Origin of the sequence: Providencia sp. PROV205, from assembly GCF_028479505.1 — a bacterium.
Taxonomy (GTDB): Bacteria; Pseudomonadota; Gammaproteobacteria; order Enterobacterales; family Enterobacteriaceae; genus Providencia; species Providencia huaxiensis.
Genome location: NZ_JAMPNU010000009.1, coordinates 38,275 through 59,645, shown reverse-complemented (window position 1 = coordinate 59,645; position 21,371 = coordinate 38,275). Strand labels below are relative to the sequence as shown.

The 21,371-nt window shown below is 41.0% G+C and carries 18 protein-coding genes; 7 read left to right on the top strand and 11 right to left on the bottom strand.

The genetic code is table 11. The features are described from left to right. Position 1 precedes the first annotated feature (1 nt). Positions 2–1,822 carry a CocE/NonD family hydrolase gene (locus PR800_RS07605; protein ID WP_272530492.1) on the top strand — a complete coding sequence of 607 codons (1,821 nt, stop codon included), beginning with the start codon at positions 2–4 and terminating at the stop codon, positions 1,820–1,822. Between the two features lie 85 nt (positions 1,823–1,907). Here PR800_RS07605 and PR800_RS07600 read toward each other — a convergent pair whose 3' ends face one another. From PR800_RS07600 to PR800_RS07565, 8 genes are all read right to left on the bottom strand, one after another. Next, on the bottom strand, positions 1,908–3,050 hold the full coding sequence (locus PR800_RS07600; protein WP_102139643.1) for an ABC transporter substrate-binding protein: 1,143 nt from the start codon (positions 3,048–3,050) through the stop codon (positions 1,908–1,910). Positions 3,051–3,071: 21 nt separating this feature from the next. After that, positions 3,072–5,195, bottom strand: coding sequence for a TonB-dependent receptor family protein (locus PR800_RS07595; RefSeq protein WP_102139644.1), 2,124 nt, complete (start codon positions 5,193–5,195; stop codon positions 3,072–3,074). Between the two features lie 234 nt (positions 5,196–5,429). Then, a complete protein-coding gene (locus tag PR800_RS07590; protein WP_102139645.1) occupies positions 5,430–6,284 on the bottom strand; it encodes a dimethyl sulfoxide reductase anchor subunit family protein in 855 nt (284 codons plus the stop codon). A gap of 11 nt (positions 6,285–6,295) precedes the next feature. Continuing rightward, a complete protein-coding gene (locus PR800_RS07585) occupies positions 6,296–6,838 on the bottom strand; it encodes a DMSO/selenate family reductase complex B subunit (RefSeq protein WP_004264054.1) in 543 nt (180 codons plus the stop codon). A 13-nt stretch (positions 6,839–6,851) separates the two neighbouring features. Further along, a complete protein-coding gene (locus PR800_RS07580; protein WP_102139646.1) occupies positions 6,852–9,434 on the bottom strand; it encodes a molybdopterin-dependent oxidoreductase in 2,583 nt (860 codons plus the stop codon). A gap of 29 nt (positions 9,435–9,463) precedes the next feature. Beyond that, positions 9,464–10,153, bottom strand: coding sequence for a TorD/DmsD family molecular chaperone (locus tag PR800_RS07575; protein WP_102139647.1), 690 nt, complete (start codon positions 10,151–10,153; stop codon positions 9,464–9,466). After that, on the bottom strand, positions 10,143–11,507 hold the full coding sequence (locus PR800_RS07570) for a radical SAM protein (protein ID WP_210848131.1): 1,365 nt from the start codon (positions 11,505–11,507) through the stop codon (positions 10,143–10,145). The genes PR800_RS07575 and PR800_RS07570 overlap by 11 nt, the downstream gene beginning before the upstream one ends. Before the next feature lie 573 nt (positions 11,508–12,080). Continuing rightward, positions 12,081–12,560 carry an Lrp/AsnC family transcriptional regulator gene (locus PR800_RS07565; RefSeq protein WP_206276808.1) on the bottom strand — a complete coding sequence of 160 codons (480 nt, stop codon included), beginning with the start codon at positions 12,558–12,560 and terminating at the stop codon, positions 12,081–12,083. A gap of 154 nt (positions 12,561–12,714) precedes the next feature. Between PR800_RS07565 and PR800_RS07560 the strand changes: the two genes are divergently transcribed. Continuing rightward, positions 12,715–13,326 (top strand): LysE family translocator, encoded by a 612-nt coding sequence (locus tag PR800_RS07560; RefSeq protein WP_102139649.1) that lies wholly within the window; start codon positions 12,715–12,717, stop codon positions 13,324–13,326. Here the strand turns inward: PR800_RS07560 and PR800_RS07555 are convergent. Further along, on the bottom strand, positions 13,323–13,889 hold the full coding sequence (locus PR800_RS07555; protein ID WP_272524566.1) for a HutD/Ves family protein: 567 nt from the start codon (positions 13,887–13,889) through the stop codon (positions 13,323–13,325). The two genes, PR800_RS07560 and PR800_RS07555, sit on opposite strands and share 4 nt — an antisense overlap. A 95-nt stretch (positions 13,890–13,984) precedes the next feature. Then, positions 13,985–15,409 carry an aminotransferase-like domain-containing protein gene (locus PR800_RS07550; RefSeq protein WP_102139651.1) on the bottom strand — a complete coding sequence of 475 codons (1,425 nt, stop codon included), beginning with the start codon at positions 15,407–15,409 and terminating at the stop codon, positions 13,985–13,987. A 247-nt stretch (positions 15,410–15,656) separates the two neighbouring features. Here PR800_RS07550 and PR800_RS07545 point away from each other — a divergent pair, with 247 nt between their 5' ends. The 5 genes from PR800_RS07545 to zinT all read left to right on the top strand — a co-directional run bounded on the left by PR800_RS07545 (position 15,657) and on the right by zinT (position 20,048). Next, a complete protein-coding gene (locus tag PR800_RS07545; protein ID WP_102139652.1) occupies positions 15,657–16,994 on the top strand; it encodes a cytochrome ubiquinol oxidase subunit I in 1,338 nt (445 codons plus the stop codon). Then, a complete protein-coding gene (gene cydB / locus PR800_RS07540; RefSeq protein ID WP_102139653.1) occupies positions 16,984–17,994 on the top strand; it encodes a cytochrome d ubiquinol oxidase subunit II in 1,011 nt (336 codons plus the stop codon). The genes PR800_RS07545 and cydB overlap by 11 nt, the downstream gene beginning before the upstream one ends. A 4-nt stretch (positions 17,995–17,998) precedes the next feature. Then, positions 17,999–18,130 (top strand): DUF2474 domain-containing protein, encoded by a 132-nt coding sequence (locus PR800_RS07535; RefSeq protein WP_306821397.1) that lies wholly within the window; start codon positions 17,999–18,001, stop codon positions 18,128–18,130. Positions 18,131–18,345: 215 nt separating this feature from the next. Beyond that, positions 18,346–19,185: a siderophore-interacting protein gene (locus PR800_RS07530; protein ID WP_166265188.1), complete on the top strand. Its 840-nt coding sequence runs from the start codon at positions 18,346–18,348 to the stop codon at positions 19,183–19,185. Positions 19,186–19,403: 218 nt separating this feature from the next. Beyond that, positions 19,404–20,048 carry a metal-binding protein ZinT gene (gene zinT / locus PR800_RS07525; protein ID WP_166265422.1) on the top strand — a complete coding sequence of 215 codons (645 nt, stop codon included), beginning with the start codon at positions 19,404–19,406 and terminating at the stop codon, positions 20,046–20,048. 71 nt (positions 20,049–20,119) lie between these two features. Here zinT and phoH read toward each other — a convergent pair whose 3' ends face one another. Continuing rightward, a complete protein-coding gene (phoH, locus tag PR800_RS07520) occupies positions 20,120–20,905 on the bottom strand; it encodes a phosphate starvation-inducible protein PhoH (RefSeq protein WP_195698615.1) in 786 nt (261 codons plus the stop codon). Positions 20,906–21,371: the final 466 nt, after the last annotated feature.

The window sequence follows — 21,371 nt, the reverse complement described above, 5'->3', positions numbered from 1 at the left end:
GATGGATATGAAGAATTACCGAATAGAAATGCGTGATGGAATAATGCTATCAACAGATGTTTACTTTCCACTAACTCAATCAACTGCATCTTTTCCCGTGATTATAGAGCGAACACCCTATGATAAAACCGCACCTTCTCGTTCGGAAAAAACGGTATCTGGCCAGCAAATAACACGCCAAGAAATGGCAAAATACTTCAGTAAACATGGTTTTATTGTTGTGTATCAGGATTGCCGCGGGCGCTATGAGTCCGAAGGAAAGTTCACAAAATATATTAATGAAGCTGAAGATGGTTTTGATACATTACAATGGATTATGGAACAACCCTGGTGTAATGGCAAAATAGGCTCAATGGGTCTCTCTTATGCCGCTCATACACAATTAGCAATGGCGTGTTTAAATCCACCAGGTTTACAGACGATGGTGCTGGATTCTGGCGGTTTTGCCAACGCCTACCAATGTGGGATACGTCAAGGGGGCGCTTTTGAACTTAAACAAGCCACTTGGGCATTTAAACAAGCTAAACTAAGCCCGCTAGCTCAGCAGTCTCCCGACATTTTAGCCGCGCTCGAACAAGAAAATATCCATGAATGGTTTACGACAATGCCATGGTATCAAGGGCAAACATTGCTCAAACATGTTCCTGAATATGAATCATATTTATTTGAACAATGGGAAGAAGAGTGTTTTTCCGATTATTGGAAAAAAATAGGTATTTATGCCGAAGGCTATTATGACCAAATACCTGATATCCCAGTGTTATTTATGTCTAGCTGGTACGATGCCTATGTCAGTTCAACATTAGATAACTACTATGCATTTGTTACCAAAAAACAATCACCGCAAAAGTTAATTATGGGGCCTTGGCTACATGGCGACCGTAATATCACGCACAGTGGTGACGCAGAGTTCGGAGATATCGCAGCATTTGATCACAATGTTAGTGAAAGTTGGTTATCTTGCCGTTTAAACTGGTTTGAAACTCACTTAAAAGGTGAAAATGCTAAAAAACATCATGAAGAAGTAACAATATTCATGATGGGTGGTGGAAGTGGTAAACGCAACCAACAAGGGCGTATAGAACATGGGGGAGAATGGCTTAGCCACCATCAATGGCCTTTGCCAAATACTGAAAAAACCATGTATTATCTGTGGCCAAATAACAAATTACATCATCAGCCCTACGCTAAAACAGCCACAATATCCTATTGTTATGACCCTAAGCACCCAGTGCCTACCATTGGTGGTGCTTTAACTTCAGGTCAACCTATATTTTGGGGTGGGGCTTTTAATCAACGTGAATTACCAAAGTTTTTTGGTAGTAAGCAAAATAACTTACCCCTTTCTGCCCGCAGTGATGTATTAGTATTCGAAACCGAAGAATTACAAGCAGATGTCTGTTTAGCAGGTGAAATTGAAGTGTCACTTTGGATAAGCAGTGATGCATTAGATACAGATTTCACCGCAAAACTTATTGATGTTTACCCTCCCAGTGCCGATTACCCTCAAGGCTATGCCATGAATATTACTGATGGCATCATTCGTTGTCGTTTTCGGCATGGTTATGAACAGAAGGAATTATTAACCCCAAATGAAATTGTCGAAGTAAAAATTAAGCCCTTTGCCTGTGCAAACCGTTTCGCAAAAGGACATCGTATCCGATTAGATATTTCTAGTAGCAATTTCCCTAAATATGACTTCAATACAAATACAGGTAAAACTATCGCGGGTGATAGAACGTGGAAAATAGCTTGTAATAGCCTACATATTTCTAGCGAATACCCGTCAAAAGTCATTTTGCCTGTGCTCAACGAAACCTAAAAAAAATATAATTAACCCACAAACTATATGCCCGTTGCCCGCTTTAACTGCCAACACCACTAAAGCGGGCTATATAAGAAGAAATTTATTCCGCTTGAACCCAAAATACACCATCCCCCTCTAGGGCAGTAAAAGTCTGGTGTAAATAATCGCTATCAGCCTGTGGGTCAAGGTCTGCAAACAACTCTGGGTGGATAAATTTTGCAATCGCTTCCACCGCAATAATGTTAAATGGCGTATCATAATATTGCTGGTATAACGCCAATACCTGCTTATTTTTATAAGCAGATAATGAACGAAATTTAGGGCGTTCCATTAGCTTATTCAATCGGGCCAAGGACTTTTGTTTATCCCCTGTATAACCTAACGGCACAGAAGCACTACCTTTACGGGTGCTATCCCAATCAGCTGCAGTCATCAAGTAATAATCAGGGTTGCTGTGAATCAATTGTTCTTCACTGATTTCCCCCCCCATTCCAATACTGAACCATTGGGAACCAAGGTTATTTCCGCCTGCAGTTTCAACAAATTCGCCAAAATTACCATTGCCGAACGTTTTGCAGCAATAATCTTCCCCTTGGATACCAGCTGCTCGTTCAATAAATACGCTTGGGCGCTGCTCTTTGCTAAGTTTAGCCACTCTTGAACGGATTAAGTCTAACTTTTGTTGATAAAACTGATTAAATGCTTGTGCTTGTTGTTCCTCACCAAATACTTGGCCAAGTAATGTCATACTCGGCATAGTATTTTTCAATGGGTATTGCCTAAAGTCGATAAAAACAACGGGTAAACCACTTTTTTCCAATAACGATAAGGTGCCACTTTCAGCAAGCTTACTTTTTAAACCAATATCAAAAATTAACAAATCAGGCTGGGCAACTAAGGCTTTTTCAACACTAAAATCTGTCGTATAAGGGTTGGGAAAAACAGGTATTTGACTGAGTTGTGGAAATTTTTTGCTGTACGCAACACTCAAATCAGGCGCTTTTTTAATTAACGCATCATCCCAAGCAATAATCCCTTTTAATGGGTCTTGCGGATGTAATATATTCAACGCAACTAAAACTCGGCTGTCCGCCAGCATCACTCGAGATACAGGGGCATTAACCGTCACATCCCTACCCGCAATATCCGTCACAGTAATAGATGCCGCTAGGCTATTAGTTGAAAATAGTAGGCTAACAGCACTAAGAATCAGTACAAATGTATTGATAAGTTTTCTCATCATTATTCTTATACCTTGTTTTTATTAAAATTTTACAGATGCTTGAACATAGTAAGTTCTTGGCTGCCCTACATAGATACCATAATTATTATCCGTAGAACGTGTAAAATAGGTTTGATCAAAAAGATTTTTAATACCAGCAGATAGCGTTAAATCAGACAAACTTTTACCAAAATGGTACTCGCCTCGTGCGTCCCACACCATATATCCGGGGATTGTTCCGTATCGGCCATCAGCACTTGGTTTTGTTACATAATGGCTTGATGTTCCAGGCGATTCTTGGGTAGATTGCGCATAAGTATTCAAGTTCCATACCCAATTACCCGTTTCATAACGGCTACCTGCGGTAAAGACTTGCCGTGAATAAAACGGTAAATCCTTATGAGCAAAATCACCTTTTTTACTTACCGCTTTAGTGTAGGTATAAGTACTGTACACGCTAACACCATCCAATTTATCGCTCAGCTCAGACAAGTTATATCTTGCCGCCAATTCCACTCCTTGATGAGTTGTGGCGCCCAAATTTGTCCAACCCGTTGTATTTTCAACGTAAAGTAATTGGTCATCGAAATCGATATAGAATAATGTCGCTTCAAGAGATAGCGCAGTATTATCGTATTTAGTCCCCACTTCATAGTTATGTGCTTTTTCTGCACTTAACCCATTTGCGGGTGAATTCCCTACCCCTTTAGTGTTCAACTGAAAATACTGCAAACTGCCAAATGACGTACTGGCATTGGCAAATAGTTTCCATTCATCATCAATATGGTAGATCACCGCCAGCGCAGGAAGCGGTTCGCTATATCGCTTACTTCTGTTTTGGTTTTTAAAACTGTCATTTAAATGAATATTAATGTTCTCATAGCGGAGCCCTGGGATCACAGTCCAGTTACCAACATCAATGGTGTCATCAAGGTAAATAGCATGGGCTTCTGTTCCACCCGATGTGTGTTGGTAATAATCATTAGTACTCGGCCGCGAACTTTGAGTGCCAGCTTGGTACCAATTTGAGCGGTAAGCTTTTTCGTCTGCGGTTTCATTTAAATAGCGGTATCCCACTGTTACTTCATGCGAAATATCATTAAAACGGAATAATTGTGAATAACTCGGTTCAATTGCATACGCGGTATAGTGACGAGGGTAAGAAACTAGCCGTCTTTCATTCGCTTTATCTTTATGGTCACTTTCTATGTAACTACCCCGATAACTTTTACTAAACCATGTCATTAACTCAAATTGTTTATCATCTTCTTCATGTTTATATTTCAATGACATATCTTGGCGATCCCCTTCAAAACGGTCATAAGGCCGCGTTGATTGGAATGGGTCAGCATTATATTGCGCTTGAGTTAGCCCCCCAGGCATACCTGACATTGCATGATAATAATGAAAATTCGCCAGTAACTCGTCATTATCGGTTATGGCATAACGTGTTTTTAAAATCAGGTCATCAATATCTGTATTATCATTGCTTTTACGGTAGCCTTGCCCATGTAACCCTGAATACAGCAGTATCGCTCCCGCTGAATCATCGGCTTTTGAGCCCCCCACGGACGCATCGACTAGCGTTTTTAGCCCTCCGGTTTTAGCCCCTTGGGTTTGTAACGAGACACCACCAGAAAAGTCTTTCGGGATAGGCTTTGTCACAAAGTTAATTACGCCCCCCACATTTTGTGGCCCATAACGTACGGAAGCTCCTCCGCGGATCACATCAATAGATTCAATACTACCTAGTGATAATGGCGACATCGACAGCTGAGGTTGGCCATAAGGCGCTGCCGCTAGTGGCATACCATCGAGTAAAATCGTTGAGCGAGGTGAAAGACGTGAGGTTAACCCACGAACCCCAACATTCAAGGAAACATCACTCCCACCAGTCCCGTTACTTTCTCGTACCTGTACACCGGGTATCCCTTTCAATGCATCCGCAATGGTTTCACTGCCTGATTCTTTGATTTGTTGTTGGTTTTTTACTGTTCGCGCACCTGGGTGATTAAATACCACCTCACCATCTTCAGTATTTTCAAGCCAGTTGCCTGTAACTGTAATCTGATCATTTTTTGAATTATCAACAGCAAATACATGATAAGGCGCTAATGCCGCTGAAATTGCTAATGGAATGAGTAGCTTGCTAGTTTTTAAATTCATAAGAAATAAGCAATAAAAGAGATTAAGAGAGATAATGATAATTATAATCATTACAAACAATCAACTTAATTTACTATTTATTTTGAAATTACACTGATTTAATCCCTTATTATATAAAGGGTTATTGATTTATTGAGAGTGTAGAGAACTAAAAAACCGAGGGAGATCCCTCGGTTCACATTATTGGTAAACATTATATAATTAGAGGCAAATATCATTTTGTCTCTAAAGGAATTAACCGCCTAGAGAGAAAAACACCACTCGGCCAACGCCTTCACCAACAAAAATACAGAGTGTTGCCAGTGACATGACGAATGTTGCATTCACAGCGTGCCCCTTTTTTGAGCACAGTAAACGGCCCACAAATACAATACCCAATGCAACAAGTATGACCCTAACAATACTTAAATTCACTAAACCATCTGGGAGTTCACGCGGTGTCATTCCCATATAGATAGGCTCTCCCATGTTTCCAAGAAGAGATAATGCGCCCAGCAGCATCAGTAAGATCCCAATAACACCAATACCTAGCGTAATTTTAACCACTCGTTTTAATTGCTCTTCTTTACCATCGCGGCGCAAAGAACCTACCAGTAGTAATGCAGCTACCACACCACCAACTAGTAATACCGCACCAAAAAAACTGGCGTAGGTAAATAAGCCATTCCATAGGTTAAACAAGGTGTTAGCGTATAAGGCTGACATTGCGTACATATAGATGATACCGGCTAACGCGCTAAGCAATAGTAGCAGCGCATTCGCTTTTTGTTTCAGCAATAGCAGCGCGACACTGAAAAATAATAGCGCCATATAAATTGCAGTTGCCCACACTTCACGGCTCATCCATGAAGTAGACACATGCAGCATGGTATAAAACATGTGTAGCGGGTTACCCATGTGAAATAATGAACCCAACAACCCAACACAACCCAGAACAAAACTGGCTAAAATAGGCAATTTGATAAACTGGACACTTTGTAGGTTGTTTCCGCCTTCAAGCACACGAAAATAGCATACTAATGTAACGAGCAAGCACCCCACAGAAGCTTGCATAAATAAGGTGAAAATCACCAACGGAAATTCATGCATGATAATTCTCCTTATCCTTTTGTACCGACAACAAGGTTCGGTTTGGTAATACTTGAACTAGGTAACCCTGCGATATCTGCATTTGAGCCATATTTTTTACGTAATTCGCTAATTAGGCCAAATTCAATCGCACGCATAGGGCAAGAATCAACACACATTGGATTCCCCCCTTTTTCACGGAGATCAAGGCAAGTGTCGCACTTGGTCATCATACCAATACTGGCATCGAACTGAGGTGCCTCGTATGGACAAGCCCATGTGCAATAACGGCAACCAACACATTTATCATGGTCAACTAATACAACACCATCTTCTTCTCGTTTGTGCATTGCGGTGGTAGGGCAATGGCTTACACATTGCGGGTCATCACAATGGTTACAGGCAATAGACAAGTGCCAAGTCCGAGGACGTGGATACTCTCCTACCTCAATATCATACACACGGCGAAAGTTGCGCCCGACCTCAAGGTCATTTTTGTCTTTACATGCAACAACACAGGTTTTACAACCAATGCAAGTGGCAACATTAATATAAAATCCGACTTGTTTATCCATTTCTTATTGCCCCCTAAAATATAATACGCTGTGGAATTGCAGCATCTGGAACTAACTGGTCACCATGCCATTTTTCGATATTACATAGCATCGTGTTCCACCCTGATGTACCAAGCCCTGTAGGGACTTGAATGGTTAGCGTATTGTCGGCTCCCGCCATATCTATCCCTGTTTTTTCATCAACATTTGTCCAACTACCGTGTGGTAGCGCCACAACACCAGGCTTCATCGTTTGTGTCACTAACGCAGGACGTACAATCTTCCCTTGAGGGCTTGTTATCAATACAGTTTCACCGTGTTTAATACCTAAACGTTTCGCATCAGACGCATTGATATAAATTGGGCTTGGCCACTGTTCACGTAACCAAGGCACATTATCAAGCGTGCTGTGAGAGCGGCGTAAGTAGTGTGGATTATAGATTTGGAATGGATAATCCCCTTTTTCCTTCTTCGAGAAATCATTAAAACTTGCTTCATAACCGCTTGCAGACGGGATATATTCAGGAATTGGCGGTAATTTAGTCCAGCCACATTCATCGGCTTTTTCGACTAATGTTTCACAATAAATTTCGAATTTACCACTCGGTGTTGGTCGTGGATTGGCTTGAGGATCGCGAATAAAATCTTCATAGGCAATATAACTATAGTTATCATCAGAAGTGCGTTTTACTTGATATTTCCCAACAGTAAGAAATTCATTGAGGGTAATTCGGCCTTGTTGTGGCTTACCTGTTACTTGCCATTCATCAATATCCGCTTGAGTTACTGTGATTAATGGCTCAGTTGTCTTACCATCTTCACCAATAATCGTTGCACCATTGAGTTTATTGAAGAATTGTTGCTTTTCAGAAATAGGAAAAACTTCATCGACATTAATACCAAGGCGTTTACCTATCTCTTTGGCGATCCACTGGTCACTTTTTGCTTCATAAAGTGGTGGTGTCACATTCACTGCAGCTATAATAACTTCACGATTACTTGGATTTAATATGGTTCCTTCACGTTCCCACTCCGTGGTCACGGGTAAGACGATATCCGAATATTTCGCACAGGTATGTGGAACATAAGCTGCAGTCACAACCAGTTCCACATCTTTACGATAAGCTTCAACGCTCTGCGCAATATTGGCTCGTGTTTGTAACGTGGCATTGAATGGATGAATGATCATTTGGATATTTGTATCGACATCCCCCACACCACGTTGGCGGAATTTTTTCTCTAGTAATGCACGGTTAAGCTCATTGTGGTTAATTTTCAAGCTAACTGGGTTTGGTACTGACGGCAAGCCACTTGCCCCCGCCATGACTAAACGAGTTCCATTATTCCCCGCAGCATAGTGGCAGCTTACGCCAGTCATGCGGCCAGGCCTTCCCATATGGCCAGTCATAAAGCCTAATGTTGAGAATGCTTGTACCCATCCTTCACCATTATGAATTCGTGCAGGAGCCCAACCTGTAAGTAATGCAACTCGGTTGGTCCCCCCGATTTCACGCGCTAATGTACGAATGTCGCTAGCTGACAAACCGCAAATATTAGAGGCCCACTCTGGTGTTTTTGGCTCTCCCGTATGGGTACCTAATAGATAATCTTTGAAGTTCCCTTTCGGATCTGCACCTGCTGGCATATTACTTTCATCAAAACCAACTGTACAACGGCGCAGGAAATCCCAATCAATCAATGGGTTGTCAGGGCTGTCCATTTCTAATAACGCAGACATAATACCCAAAGCTAAAGCATGGTCAGTACCTGGGTTGATGGGGTACCAATCTGCATCCATTAATTCCGCTGTAGTCGTATAACTTGGGTCAATACTAATAAAGCGTGCCCCCGCTTTTTTCGCCTGATAATAATTATAGGTTGGGCTGCCTGGGCTACTCCATGCAGGGTTAGCTCCCCACATCACAATTAACTGGGAGTTACGCATATCAAAACGGTCATTGGTACCAAAGGTATAAAACCCTTCAAGTAATCCTAAATGAGCTGGCGTTTCAAACCATGCGCCCCATGAGGTTGTTCCCCAATCGCCAACAAATCCACCAGCCTTTGCATAAACGCTTTGGATTTCAACGCCGTTACCACCGGTGATCCAAATCGATTCATGACCATATTTTTCTTTAATACGTTTCGATTCTGATGCCACAATATCTAGTGCTTCATCCCAACTGATGCGCACCCATTGGTCTCGTCCTCGTAAGCTTTTATCCCCACCACCGGGAGCCCAACCTTTACGCTTCATTGGATATTTCAACCGGTCCGCGCCAAAGACTTGTTTACGTTGTGAACGTCCGCGCAAACAACCTCGTTGCTGTGGGAAATCAGGGGAGTCGGCAACCACATCATCGGTTTTTTGCCTAACAACGACGCCATCAACCACTAATGCTTTATTGACACAGCGTCCCCCACAGTTGTGCCAGCAGGCCACAGGCTTCCATTTTCCTTGAGTGACTGCGTCAGTAGCTTGCACAACCGCTTTTTCTTCCTCTGGTGTTGCCGCATGTAATTGCTTACTCAGCGGTAACGTAGCCATCACTGACGCCGCTGATGTCCATGCTATAAATGAACGGCGACTTAAGGCTATTTTCTGTCTTTCTGACATTGCTCTTACCTCTTCATTTTGTTTTATTATTATAAATTTACTAACTCATTGATTTTTTTAATATCATTACGTAAAAAAAGCTCAAGTAATGAACTTAATTGACGATAGAATAATGTTTCTGCGTGGTTATGCATTGAACGGCAAAACGGCGTTATAAAAGCCAGTAAATGGGTATTCAAGAATGTTGCAGACCCGAGTAATAACGCGTTCACTTTGGGCCAATCAACAGGGTCTGTTTCGCTGTCAATAAGCTCAGTAATGCGCAGACTTAAATGCCACATAAAATCTAACTCATAGCCAATATGGTCAGCGGCTTCCATATCACCTTCTGGCAAATAAACGTCATACTGTTCATAAAAAGACTTCACTGCTAACGTACTTTCTTGAAATAGCAGTTTGTCACGAGAAACATAAGTTGATTCCCATGGCGATGCTGGCGGGGCTTCTGGGCCTATAAACAAGCGAGTAAAGTCCCAATGCAAATTTTCGAAATCATCGTTGTTGGCTTGTAACTGCCTCGTATTTAAGTCTTTATGCATGTCATTTATCGCGTTTTTCATCGCGGGTAATACTTCATCACAAGGAAATAACAGTAACCCCGAGTCTCTCAAATAATTTAATAGCTCAGGCGTTGGTTCTTCCATAAACAAACGTCGTAGTACGTCATAAGCAAATTGACGTGCATACAGAAAATCTACAATTTGGTCGTCATTCGTCATAAATATTTCCCTGCAGGTCTGTCAGTAAAAATTCAGTAGGTGTTGTAAGTTCAATTCGGACTTCTTTAATTAAAGGATTTCCCTGTTCATCGGGCTCAATAATGTGGGAAGTCAATGCGATAGGTATTTTGCCTAGTGGGGTTAATAAGCCAATTGCCTCAGGATTAAACTGCAAAAATCCATGCAGTAATTCTTGATGATAAGAAACACCAGCGTGTGTCAGTAAAACTGCCACCTTTTCACAATCGTCACCAAAGACTTTGGCACTTTTAAAAAAATAATCCTGAGAGGAAAAAAAATAATGCTTTCCTATTATTTGTTCATTGTTTTCAAAAAAAGCATTGTTTTGGTATACCTGCCCGGTATGTTTATTTTCTAAAGAGCAGTAATGCACCCCAAGAGACAATTGATTTTCTAGTGCGAATTTGAGAACTCGAAGGCAGGCTAATTCACTCTGTGCAACAGCTAACCCACCGGCATACCAATAGTTGTAATACACCTCATAAGGTGGGTTTTTAAGCCTGAACCCTCGAGATTGATAGGCTTCACTATTTGTTAGTGGGAAACAAAACTCTAATAAATTGATACCGTCAATTCCAATATCATCAAGCTGAGTCAGTAACTGATACATCTGCTGTTCTGTTCCGGGGATGACAGGCATCTCCACCATTACTGATGGAAAAATCTCACGTGCTAAGGCGATACGGTGTAAAACTTTGGTGATCCGTTCTGTAGGATCATCAATTTTGATACTAAAGCGGATTTCTTGTAGGCCTGCTTTCGCTAGAGCCAATGCGGTATTTCGGTCTAATGGGTCACCGGCTGTATACAACCGGCTATGAGTCTGAGGTAATTTCTGTTGGACTGCTTGGAAAAATGCGATACTTTCTTGGCGAAAAAGTAGAGGCTCCCCCCCGGTTAGCGCGATATGGGTAAGTGGGTAACCTTGTTCTGCTATTGCGTCAACTTCCCCAATAGCATCACGCATTTCCTGTTGAAATTCCTGATAGTTTTCTTGATTTGGGTTAAAACAAAAGTAACAATCGCGATGGCATTTTAAGGACAAAAATGTTGTGTGGCTCCCTTCTCCTGTACGACATTGTACGCAAGCACTTGATAGCCAATTACAATGTATACTTTTTCCATTGTTCGCAAAAATTGCGCCTTTACTTTTTATATCTAGTTTGAGTTGTTCAATCTCACGTTGCTGTTCAAAAGGCGCTTCAAAATTGAGGCCATATTCTATAATTGCCTGCTGTGTTTGCTGTTCAATATCTAAATAGCGGATAGCATAACGCTTAAATTTTTGATTATTTACTGTAGATATTGTTCTATCAGTAATAGGATAAATCATAAATTTTCCTTAAATTTATGAGAAAATAATTTCTATTATTCGGTGAATTTTCAATTAGACTCAGATCACAAATAATCAATTAATAGACGGGTATTACAATACCTGTGACAATTAGAAAAATGCTTATAAAGACTCACATCGTTACCGATTAAATTGAAAATATTTTTTAAATAAGAAATATTCGCATTATTTTAATTTTGGATTATTAACAGTATAAGTAATTAACGTGAAGTGATGTTGCGCAGGATCAAAAAAACTTCCCTTTCATTATTTACATATCAACTAATTAGATAGCACTTTCGTCATGAGTAAGCTATTACTCAACAGCGTTGTGAACATATAAGAGTTATCTCATCAAATAAACAAATCGTTATATAAAAATAAAATAACCAGTTAGATAATAATCTAAAAAAGAGAATCAAACTAATCCATCAATATTAAAAATAACGTAATAATATTTCAATTTGTAAAATTGAAATTCAAAAATTAATTATTTATTCATTTTTTGTATTATTTAATTAATTTTGTCTTATAAAAATAATTATTTCTAACAAATAAAACCGAGTCACTATTCTAAAGCGGCAAAGCATAAGTGACTTTCACCGTTTCCATTGGCACCTCCGTCTTAATACTCTGAATGCTGCTAATTTGTGTTAAATGGTCTGCATGAAAACGACGATAAGAAGCTAAGTCTTGTGTCACAATACGGATCAATGCATCACATTCCCCTGCCATTAGATGGCATTCTACAACTTCAGGCATCTGTTTAATGTCTTCAACGAATTGGTTGATGGTCTTAGCATCTTGTGTTTTAAACCAAATACGTGCAAATAAAGAAAGACCCGCTCCAATTTTACTCCCATCCAGCACCGCCACATAACGCTTGATAATCCCAGCTTCTTCAAGCAATTTCACGCGACGTAAGCAAGGAGACGGAGAAAGGCCGACTTCTTTCGCTAATTCAATATTCTGAATTTTTCCATCTCTTTGTAAAACTTGTAAGATCCGTCTATCAATAGCATCCAGTTTTAGTTCAGTTTGCTTCATTGGCATTCAACCTCAATTTTATATTAATTAATGATATTAAATACCAATTTTTGTTTGTTTTAAAGCAATAAAAAAATCCAATATCATTGGATTATCGCTATAATTTTATCGCTACTGGCCAGTTGCGTGAAATAACGACGAACAACAATGAGGAATTAAAATGGAGTTACAGACCTTACTCTTATTTAGCGCAACCGTCATTCCCTTGGTATGCACACCAGGCCCAGATATTCTGTTTATTTCCGCACAAGGATTATCGGGAGGAACCTCAGCGGCCTTGAAAGCTAATTTAGGTATTATACTGGGCTATGGGGCACATGCGATCCTAGCTGCGCTTGGTTTAGCCGCAATTGTTGCAGCATCCCCCATGATTTTCTACACCATTAAATGGGTTGGCGTCGCTTATGTCACTTATCTTGCTGCTCGGATGGTGTTATCTGCGATGAGAGCTGGGGAGCTAAAAATTCAAACTGTGTCGACAAAAGCGGTAGTAGGTAAAGCCTTTCTGACTAGCTTCCTTAACCCTAAAGGGCTACTGGTATATTTCGCTATTTTACCAAACTTCATTAAGCTGACAGAAAGTGTCGCCGTTCAGTCCTTGATACTCTCAGCCACTTTTATACTTTCATGTGTCGTGATCTACGGTGTGATAGGTGCACTATTTGCATCCATGCATAATAAGCGCGCTTATAATGATAAAAAACGCCGTATAACCGAAGGTGTTGCTGGTGGCATGCTAACACTAGCGGCTATTGGTTTAGCGACCAGTTAGCGAGGTAATAATTCAATCCAGATCAACTTGCTATCGGTGCTAAGTGGTTTAATCTCTCCTTCACCGATATCAGGTAACCACCACGCGCCTTGTCCTTGGGCCAGAAGATGGCAATTTGCCCCTGAAATGTCCCATTCACCCTTTAGTACGTAGACTAATCCCGCTTGGTTGGCGGGTAATTTATAATCTTCAGTGATGAAATAACTTTTAGCCCCCCACCGATCACCTCGAAAAATAAAATTCATTAACTGAACTGATGGCTGTAAGACTTTTATTGCGCAAAATTGCTGAGCTGAAAATTGAGCATGGTCACCAGCGCGTTCAAGTCGGCACTCAAATGCTTTAGTATCAGTTAAAAGAAGAGACTGGTCATTCAACAATACCACCAGCCTTTCGCCTTCTGCATAGCGCTTTAAATAGCTATCTTGCTCGATGGTTGCAATACTTGCGCGTAATGAATAGTCTGATGCAACAGGCCAGCAAAATACTTCTTGGCTAGTCCCCGCACCATCATGCCAATTCAGGATAGGTAACTCCTTTATATCAAAACATTTTATTTTCACATTACCTCCCATCTGTTGCTGCTAATACATTTAGATTTATACTTAGATTCGCAAAGTTAATCTTTCTAAGCAATGAATTAGCAACGATAATGTGACTAATCACGCCTCTCGTTGATTAAAAAGTGACATAAGCGGCCTAATGTTTTCATTGCTTCTTCCACCCTCTCATTCCATGTAAACGATGCATTAAGGCGAAATGCATGATTAAACTGGTCGCTTGTGGAAAACATACTGCCAGGTGCGATGCTGATCCCCTCTTTTAATGCGAGCTGATATAAACGAATAGCATTAAATGGTGGCTCAAATTCTAACCATAAAAAATACCCACCTTTTGGTGTATTCACTTTTACTGATGGAGGCATGTATTTTGCTATTGCACTCAACATTTGGTGCTGACGTTGCTCCATTGTTAAACGCAGTTTACGCAAGTGACTGTCATATCCCCCTAATGATAAGTACTCTGCAATAGCTAATTGCGTGGGAACGCTGGCAGAAACGGTGCTCATCATTTGTAAATGTTGAATTTTTGTCGCGTGTTGGCCGGCGGCCACCCAACCCACGCGATACCCCGGGGCTAAACATTTTGAAAATGAAGAACAATGAAAGAAATTACCTTTGGTGTCTAGTGCCTTGGCAGGTATCGGCTGTTTGCTGCCAAAATAAAGTTCCCCATAGACATCGTCCTCAATTAAAGTAATTTGATGCTTATTAAGGATATCTACCAGACGTCTTTTGTTTGTTTGCGGCATCGTTCCGCCTAATGGATTTTGATAATGCGTCATTAGCCAGCAGGCTTTAATTGGATATTTGCTCGCAATATCCTCTAATGCGTCAAGATCAATACCAAATAGCGGGTCTGTTTTAATGGCTATCGCCTTAAGTTTTAATCGCTCAATTGCCTGAAGTGAACCATAGAATGCAGGAGATTCGATAACCACCCAATCCCCGGGCTGAGTCACCGATTGTAAACTCAGAACCAAAGATTCCATTGCCCCTGCTGTGATCACGATTTCATCGGGAGCGACATGGATCCCTTGAGTTGCATAGCGCTGAGCAATGTTACGGCGCAGTTGTTCATTACCAGGTGGCAAATTAGCTGGTGTATTAAATTTAGATAAACGCCTAGCGACAGACGCAAGAGACTTCGCGAGTTTTGGGTCATCCAATAAGGCAGGCTCTGGAAATGCGGAGCCAAATGGGATAATATTCGGGTCCTTACAAGCTTGTAGGACACCAAAAATAGAGGCGTTAATCTCTACATTTTCATTCAAATGTAGCCCTTTTCCTCCTTTAGCAGCAGCAAATGCGTTATTACGGTTTGCCACGTAATACCCTGATTGCGGGCGAGCAACGACCCACCCTTGGCTTTCAAGCAACTGGTATGCTTGTACTACAGTCATTAAACTTAAGCCTGACTGTTTAACACTTTCCCTCAATGAAGGTAATCTGTCGCCCACTTGCCAGATATTGTCTTCAATTTGCTGACGAATTTGCGCTGCTAATTGTTCGTATCTCGTCATAGCCGCCTCAACTGTTATAGTTAATATCCCAATAATTGTTACTATTATAGTTTATCGTCTCATGTTCTACTTATCCACACATTCACCTGACTTTTTTTTAACTATAAGCACAAAAAATTTTTCGTTGGATTGCGGTTATTTTGCACTCCGTTGTGAGCAATTCCTTTTGCTAAGGATTAGCGCCTCAATTGCTCTCATCAAAACGTTAAATATTGCGTGCCATTAACATATCCACTCAGGGGTCAATATGTTTGGACTAACTGCGCTGGAACTTGCCCGTATACAATTCGCTTTCACGGTCTCGTTTCATATTATTTTTCCCGCCATTACTATTGGGCTGGCAAGTTACCTTGCGGTGCTACAAGGTTTATGGCTTAAAACTCGTGATGAAGACTATATAAAACTGTTCCATTTTTGGTCAAAAGTTTTTGCCGTCAACTTCGGAATGGGCGTTGTTTCTGGCTTGGTCATGGCATACCAATTCGGCACTAACTGGAGCTTTTTCTCAGATTTTGCAGGGGGTATTACAGGGCCGCTTCTCACTTATGAGGTGCTTACCGCATTCTTCCTAGAGGCCGGTTTCCTTGGTGTTATGCTATTTGGAATGAACCGTGTAGGTGAAAAATTACATTTTTTCGCCACTTGCATGGTCGCGTTGGGAACGATTATTTCCACGTTCTGGATCCTAGCCTCCAACAGTTTCATGCAAACACCGCAAGGCTTTGAAATTATTGATGGGCGCATTGTTCCCGTTGATTGGTTTGCGGTTATCTTCAACCCCTCTTTCCCTTATCGTTTATTGCATATGACCACCGCAGCATTCCTTGCAGCGGCATTTTTTATTGGTGCATCTGCGGCTTGGCACTTGCTCAAAGGCAACAAGTCCAGCGCCATGAAAAAAATGTTTTCCATGTCCCTGTGGTTGATTTTGATTTTAGCCCCAGTTCAAGCTTTAATCGGGGATGCCCATGGGCTAAACACACTTAAACATCAACCTGTTAAAGTAGCTGCAATGGAAGGTCACTGGGAAAATAAACCTGGAGAAGCCACTCCGCTTATCTTATTTGGAATTCCAAACCAAGAAAAAGAGAAAACAGAATTTGCTATCGAAATCCCTTATTTAGCAAGCCTGATTTTAACCCACAGTATCGACAAACAAGTGCCTGCGTTAAAAGAATACGCGCCAGAAGATAGGCCTAACGTGTTTATGGTGTTTTGGTCATTCCGCGTAATGGTCGGGCTCGGCTTATTAATGATCGCGGCTGGAGTCTGGGGTTTATGGCTACGTTATCGTAAAAACCTGTATGAATCCAAAACCTTCCTACGCTTTATGTTCGTCATGGCTCCTTCTGGTTTGATTGCCATTTTAGCTGGTTGGTTTACAACAGAAATAGGCCGACAGCCATGGGTTGTTTATGGGCTACAACGAACCTCTGATGCAGTCAGTGCACATGGTGAAATGCACATGAGTATCAGTTTAATCGCCTTCTTTGTGGTTTACGGTGGGGTGTTCGGTATCGGCTACATGTACATGATGAAATTAATTCGTAAAGGCATCGCGGAGGACGCAGCTCATGGGCATTGATTTACCTCTCATTTGGTTTGTCATCATCGTATTTAGTATGTTGATGTATATTGTTATGGATGGGTTCGATTTAGGCATCGGGATCCTTTACCCTGCGCTAAAAGACAGCCAAGACCGTGATCTGATGATGAATAGCGTTGCCCCTGTGTGGGATGGCAATGAAACTTGGTTGGTTTTAGGTGGGGCTGCACTATTTGGTGCTTTTCCTCTCGCTTATGCGATTGTCCTTGATGCGTTGTCAATTCCATTAACTTTCATGTTATTGGCCTTGATTTTCCGTGGTGTCGCCTTTGAGTTTCGCTTTAGAGCGGATGAATCACACCGCCGCCATTGGGATCACGCCTTTATTTGGGGTTCAATTTTTGCCACCTTTGTTCAAGGTGTGGTAGTTGGTGCCTTTATCCAAGGCTTCCATGTGGAAAACCGTGTTTACATGGGTGGTTATTTCGATTGGTTCTCACCTTTCCCACTGTTTTGCGGATTTGGCCTCGTCGTTGCTTATGCGCTATTAGCTTGTGGTTGGTTGATCATGAAAACGGAGGGCCACTTACGTAGCACCATGTATCGTGTCCTACGGCCATTAACATTACTGATGTTAGCGGTCATAGCAGTGATCAGCTTCTGGACCCCAATGTTAAATGACGCAGTCTTTGAGCGTTGGTTCACCCTGCCAAATCTGTTCTTCTTCTTACCGGTTCCATTACTGGTATTAGGCTGTACTTGGTTGATCCTAAAAAGTGCTAAGCGCCAACGGTTCGATAGCGTGCCATTCTTAGCGGCTTTAATGTTAATTTTCCTTGGGTTTACTGGTTTAGGCATCAGTATTTGGCCGACACTCATTCCACCCGCAGTCAGTTTCCGTGATGCCGCAGGCCCATCCGAAAGTTTAGGCTTTATGTTAGTCGGTGCGTTATTCATCATTCCTGTTATTTTGGTTTATACCTATTGGAGTTACTATGTCTTCAGAGGAAAAATTACCCCAGAGCAAGGCTACCACTGATAGCGTGAGTGCCTCTCCTTGGTGGAAAAAACTCGGTTGGATGGCTATCATCTGGTTCGGAAGTGTACTCGCATTGTTTGCATTTTCGTCAGTATTTAAATTGATGATGACCGCCGCTGGAATGAAAGTGAAGTAATTAACTTTTCTATATGCCGTAGACTAAAAGTCATACGGCATTTTTATTAAAATCAATGGCTCATCACTGTGAGTTGCCCTATCTTCTGCTGAAAAATCTCTCTTCATAAATATCCGCCCCCAATCACTCACTAGCGGTTGCAACTTACAAATTTATTCATGATAATGATAATAATTACCATATAATAAAATTATCATTAATAAAGGAGATCGTCCGTGGCCACTGAACAACCTGTTGAAAAAAACATCTATCGCCCGGCTCCACCACAGCTTATTCAAGTTAAATCCATTACCGATATCAGCCCATCTATTCGTAGTATTACTTTCACAGGTGAAAGACTCAATACATACCCAACAGATTGTGAAGGTGGGCATCTGAAAATATTTTTAGCCCCTGATTTAATCAGCCAGCCCGCACTCCCTATCCTAAGTAAAGAAGGCCGTAGCTGGCCAGAAGACAAACCTCGCCCATTTGTTCGTACTTATTCCGTCAGAGCCATCCGTCCAGAAGTTAGCGAGATAGATATTGAATTTGCTATGCACGATGGCGCAACTGGCCCTGCATATCTATTTGCTCGGGATGCAAAGCCCGGAAATTGGATGGGAATTACCAATCCAGGTGGTCCAGACCCATTATTACCTGCAAGGCAACACTACTTTATGGCTGGTGACTCCAGTTCCCTACCCGCTATCGCCGCATTATTAGAGAAAATGCCAGCGAATGCCCAAGGCAAAGTTGTACTACGGTTAGATAACCCAAAAGACGTGAGAGAACTGAAAAAACCAGAACAAGTTGAAGTGATTTGGGTTTGTGGTGATATCACCAAAACCGCTGAATTGATTAGCACGTTTAAGTCTTGGGAGATCCCAAGCAGCGACTGCGCTTTCTGGATTGCGGGTGAAGACCAAATTATTCGTGATCTGCGTCGTTATATTCGTCGTGAAAAAGGTTTTGGCCGTGATGATATCTATGCAATCCCTTATTGGCGATATGGCTATGATGAGGAAGGTTACCATCATGAGCGCCATGCTGTAATGGATAACCCTGACGATTAACTTCAATTCAAATATTTAGTTCGCTTGTTGGTCTATAAATGCTAATAAGCGAACTTATTTCCTGATCTTGCCTACCTTCATCAAATTATTAGCCATTATTTTCCCCAACAATAAACTCCCTAAAATACTTTTCATACCATCAAATGTTATGTTATAACATAATTGTTTTTTATAATCTTTATATTCACTACAAAAATAGGAAAACCACTGTGTACAAAATGGCAATTTTAAAAACTAGTCTTTATATTGCATTAGCGCTCACTAGTTATACCGCTGTTGCTCATGGCTCACATAGTCATTCCCATCCACAATCAGAGAAAGCGCTACAAGCTTCAAAAGGGATTTTTGAGGATACTGATGTCAAAGATAGATCTCTTAGTGATTGGCAAGGCATCTGGGAATCTGTGAATCCATTGCTATTAAATGGAAAGCTTGATGAGGTTCTAGAAAGTAAGGCCAAGAAAAATAAAGACAAAACGGTTGAAGAGTATCGTGAATATTATAAAAAAGGCTATGCCACTGATGTTAACAGTATTGGCATTGAAAATGATGTTATTGAATTTACCCAAAACGGGAACGTAAGCAGCTGTAAATATGACTACGCGGGTTACAAAATTCTGCACTATACTTCAGGGAAAAAAGGTGTTCGTTACTTGTTTGAATGCAAAGATGCAAACTCAAAAGCACCTAAATTTATCCAATTTAGTGACCATATTATTGAGCCTCAGACTTCAGGGCATTTCCACCTGTATATGGGAAATGAATCCCAGGAAAAATTATTAAGCCAGCTAGAAAATTGGCCAACCTATTACCCATATACTCTTACCGATGAGCAAATCGTACATGAAATGCTCTACCACTAGTCAGTTGTCCCTATAATTTAACCTATGCCCTGCAAGCAAATCGTAGGGCATAGGATTAATGAATATCTTGATCAATCGTTATAGGCCAGCAATGCTTTATGGCACAATTGTGACCTCACACAATCCTCAATAGTAAAGTTCACCATTGATACCATTTCATCACTACTAAAACGTTGTAATGCATCAGCTAACCCTGAGGACACACCTTCAGGCAAGTCACACTGGGTCACATCACCATTGACAATCACCGTCACATTTTCACCAAGCCGAGTTAAAAACATTTTCATTTGAGTGACGGTAACATTCTGAGCTTCATCTAATATCACGACAGCATTTTCAAATGTTCGGCCTCGCATATAAGCAAATGGCGCTATTTCCACTTTGGCAATTTCAGGACGCAAACAATACTGCAAAAAGGATGCCCCCAGTCTTTTCACCAATACGTCATAAACAGGGCGAAAGTACGGCGCAAATTTTTCTGACATATCACCCGGTAAAAAACCAAGATCTTCCTCCGCTTGAAGAACGGGCCTTGTTACAATAATCTTATTGATATCTTTATGAATTAACGCATCAGCCGCCAGTGCAGTACTGATATAGGTTTTACCACAACCCGCTTCACCATTCGCAAAAATGAGTTGCTTATGTTTAATGGAATTAATATAGAGTTTTTGAGCTTCATTTCTGGGTAATATAGGGGATTCATCACGACGTTCTTTTGCCATACCGATAGCTTCAATGCCTGTATATTCAGCAAATGATGCGACGTTATTGATATCAAAACGACCTGAACGCTCTTTACGTGATGAACGTTTCATTTCACGACGTACCTTTGTTGCAGCTTTCTGTCTACTCATAGTATTAACCCTTCCCGGTATCAGTGATGTCAATTCAAATGACGGACTATTCCAAACAGAGAGGAGCTCCCTTCAAGCTCAAAGTTAATGGTCAAATATCGATTGTGGCTGTAACTTGGTGCCATAAGTCGGCTAATAAAAAAACCGGTTACCAATCTCACCATGGAAATTTCATGATGGAGTGATAACCGGCTTCGAATTCGTGTGAATAAACACGTATTTCCCATTAGTTTCTCCTGTAGCAGCGATACTTTTAAACTAATGAATCTATATGACAGTAATATGACAAACTACAATATTTTTTGTACCTCAATGAGTCCATGTTTTTATTGCAGTTTTCATTTGCTTTAAATATAGCGTCATTTTTTTTAATAATGCAACATTTTTCCAACAAAATTTTAGAAGTTTATTAAAGATTTTCGTTATCACGCATAAAAACAAGAAATAAAACCACAGTAATCAGTGA

Excerpts from the sequence above, each read along its gene's own strand:
- cydB (WP_102139653.1), top strand. The coding sequence starts at position 16,984 with ATGGGCATTGATTTACCTCTCATTTGGTTTGTCATCATCGTATTTAGT.
- PR800_RS07600 (WP_102139643.1), bottom strand. The coding sequence starts at position 3,050 with ATGATGAGAAAACTTATCAATACATTTGTACTGATTCTTAGTGCTGTT.
- PR800_RS07545 (WP_102139652.1), top strand. The coding sequence starts at position 15,657 with ATGTTTGGACTAACTGCGCTGGAACTTGCCCGTATACAATTCGCTTTC.
- PR800_RS07605 (WP_272530492.1), top strand. The coding sequence starts at position 2 with ATGGATATGAAGAATTACCGAATAGAAATGCGTGATGGAATAATGCTA.
- PR800_RS07565 (WP_206276808.1), bottom strand. The coding sequence starts at position 12,560 with ATGCCAATGAAGCAAACTGAACTAAAACTGGATGCTATTGATAGACGG.
- PR800_RS07590 (WP_102139645.1), bottom strand. The coding sequence starts at position 6,284 with ATGCATGAATTTCCGTTGGTGATTTTCACCTTATTTATGCAAGCTTCT.
- PR800_RS07585 (WP_004264054.1), bottom strand. The coding sequence starts at position 6,838 with ATGGATAAACAAGTCGGATTTTATATTAATGTTGCCACTTGCATTGGT.
- PR800_RS07595 (WP_102139644.1), bottom strand. The coding sequence starts at position 5,195 with ATGAATTTAAAAACTAGCAAGCTACTCATTCCATTAGCAATTTCAGCG.
- phoH (WP_195698615.1), bottom strand. The coding sequence starts at position 20,905 with ATGAGTAGACAGAAAGCTGCAACAAAGGTACGTCGTGAAATGAAACGT.
- zinT (WP_166265422.1), top strand. The coding sequence starts at position 19,404 with ATGGCAATTTTAAAAACTAGTCTTTATATTGCATTAGCGCTCACTAGT.
- PR800_RS07550 (WP_102139651.1), bottom strand. The coding sequence starts at position 15,409 with ATGACGAGATACGAACAATTAGCAGCGCAAATTCGTCAGCAAATTGAA.
- PR800_RS07560 (WP_102139649.1), top strand. The coding sequence starts at position 12,715 with ATGGAGTTACAGACCTTACTCTTATTTAGCGCAACCGTCATTCCCTTG.
- PR800_RS07580 (WP_102139646.1), bottom strand. The coding sequence starts at position 9,434 with ATGTCAGAAAGACAGAAAATAGCCTTAAGTCGCCGTTCATTTATAGCA.
- PR800_RS07575 (WP_102139647.1), bottom strand. The coding sequence starts at position 10,153 with ATGACGAATGACGACCAAATTGTAGATTTTCTGTATGCACGTCAATTT.
- PR800_RS07570 (WP_210848131.1), bottom strand. The coding sequence starts at position 11,507 with ATGATTTATCCTATTACTGATAGAACAATATCTACAGTAAATAATCAA.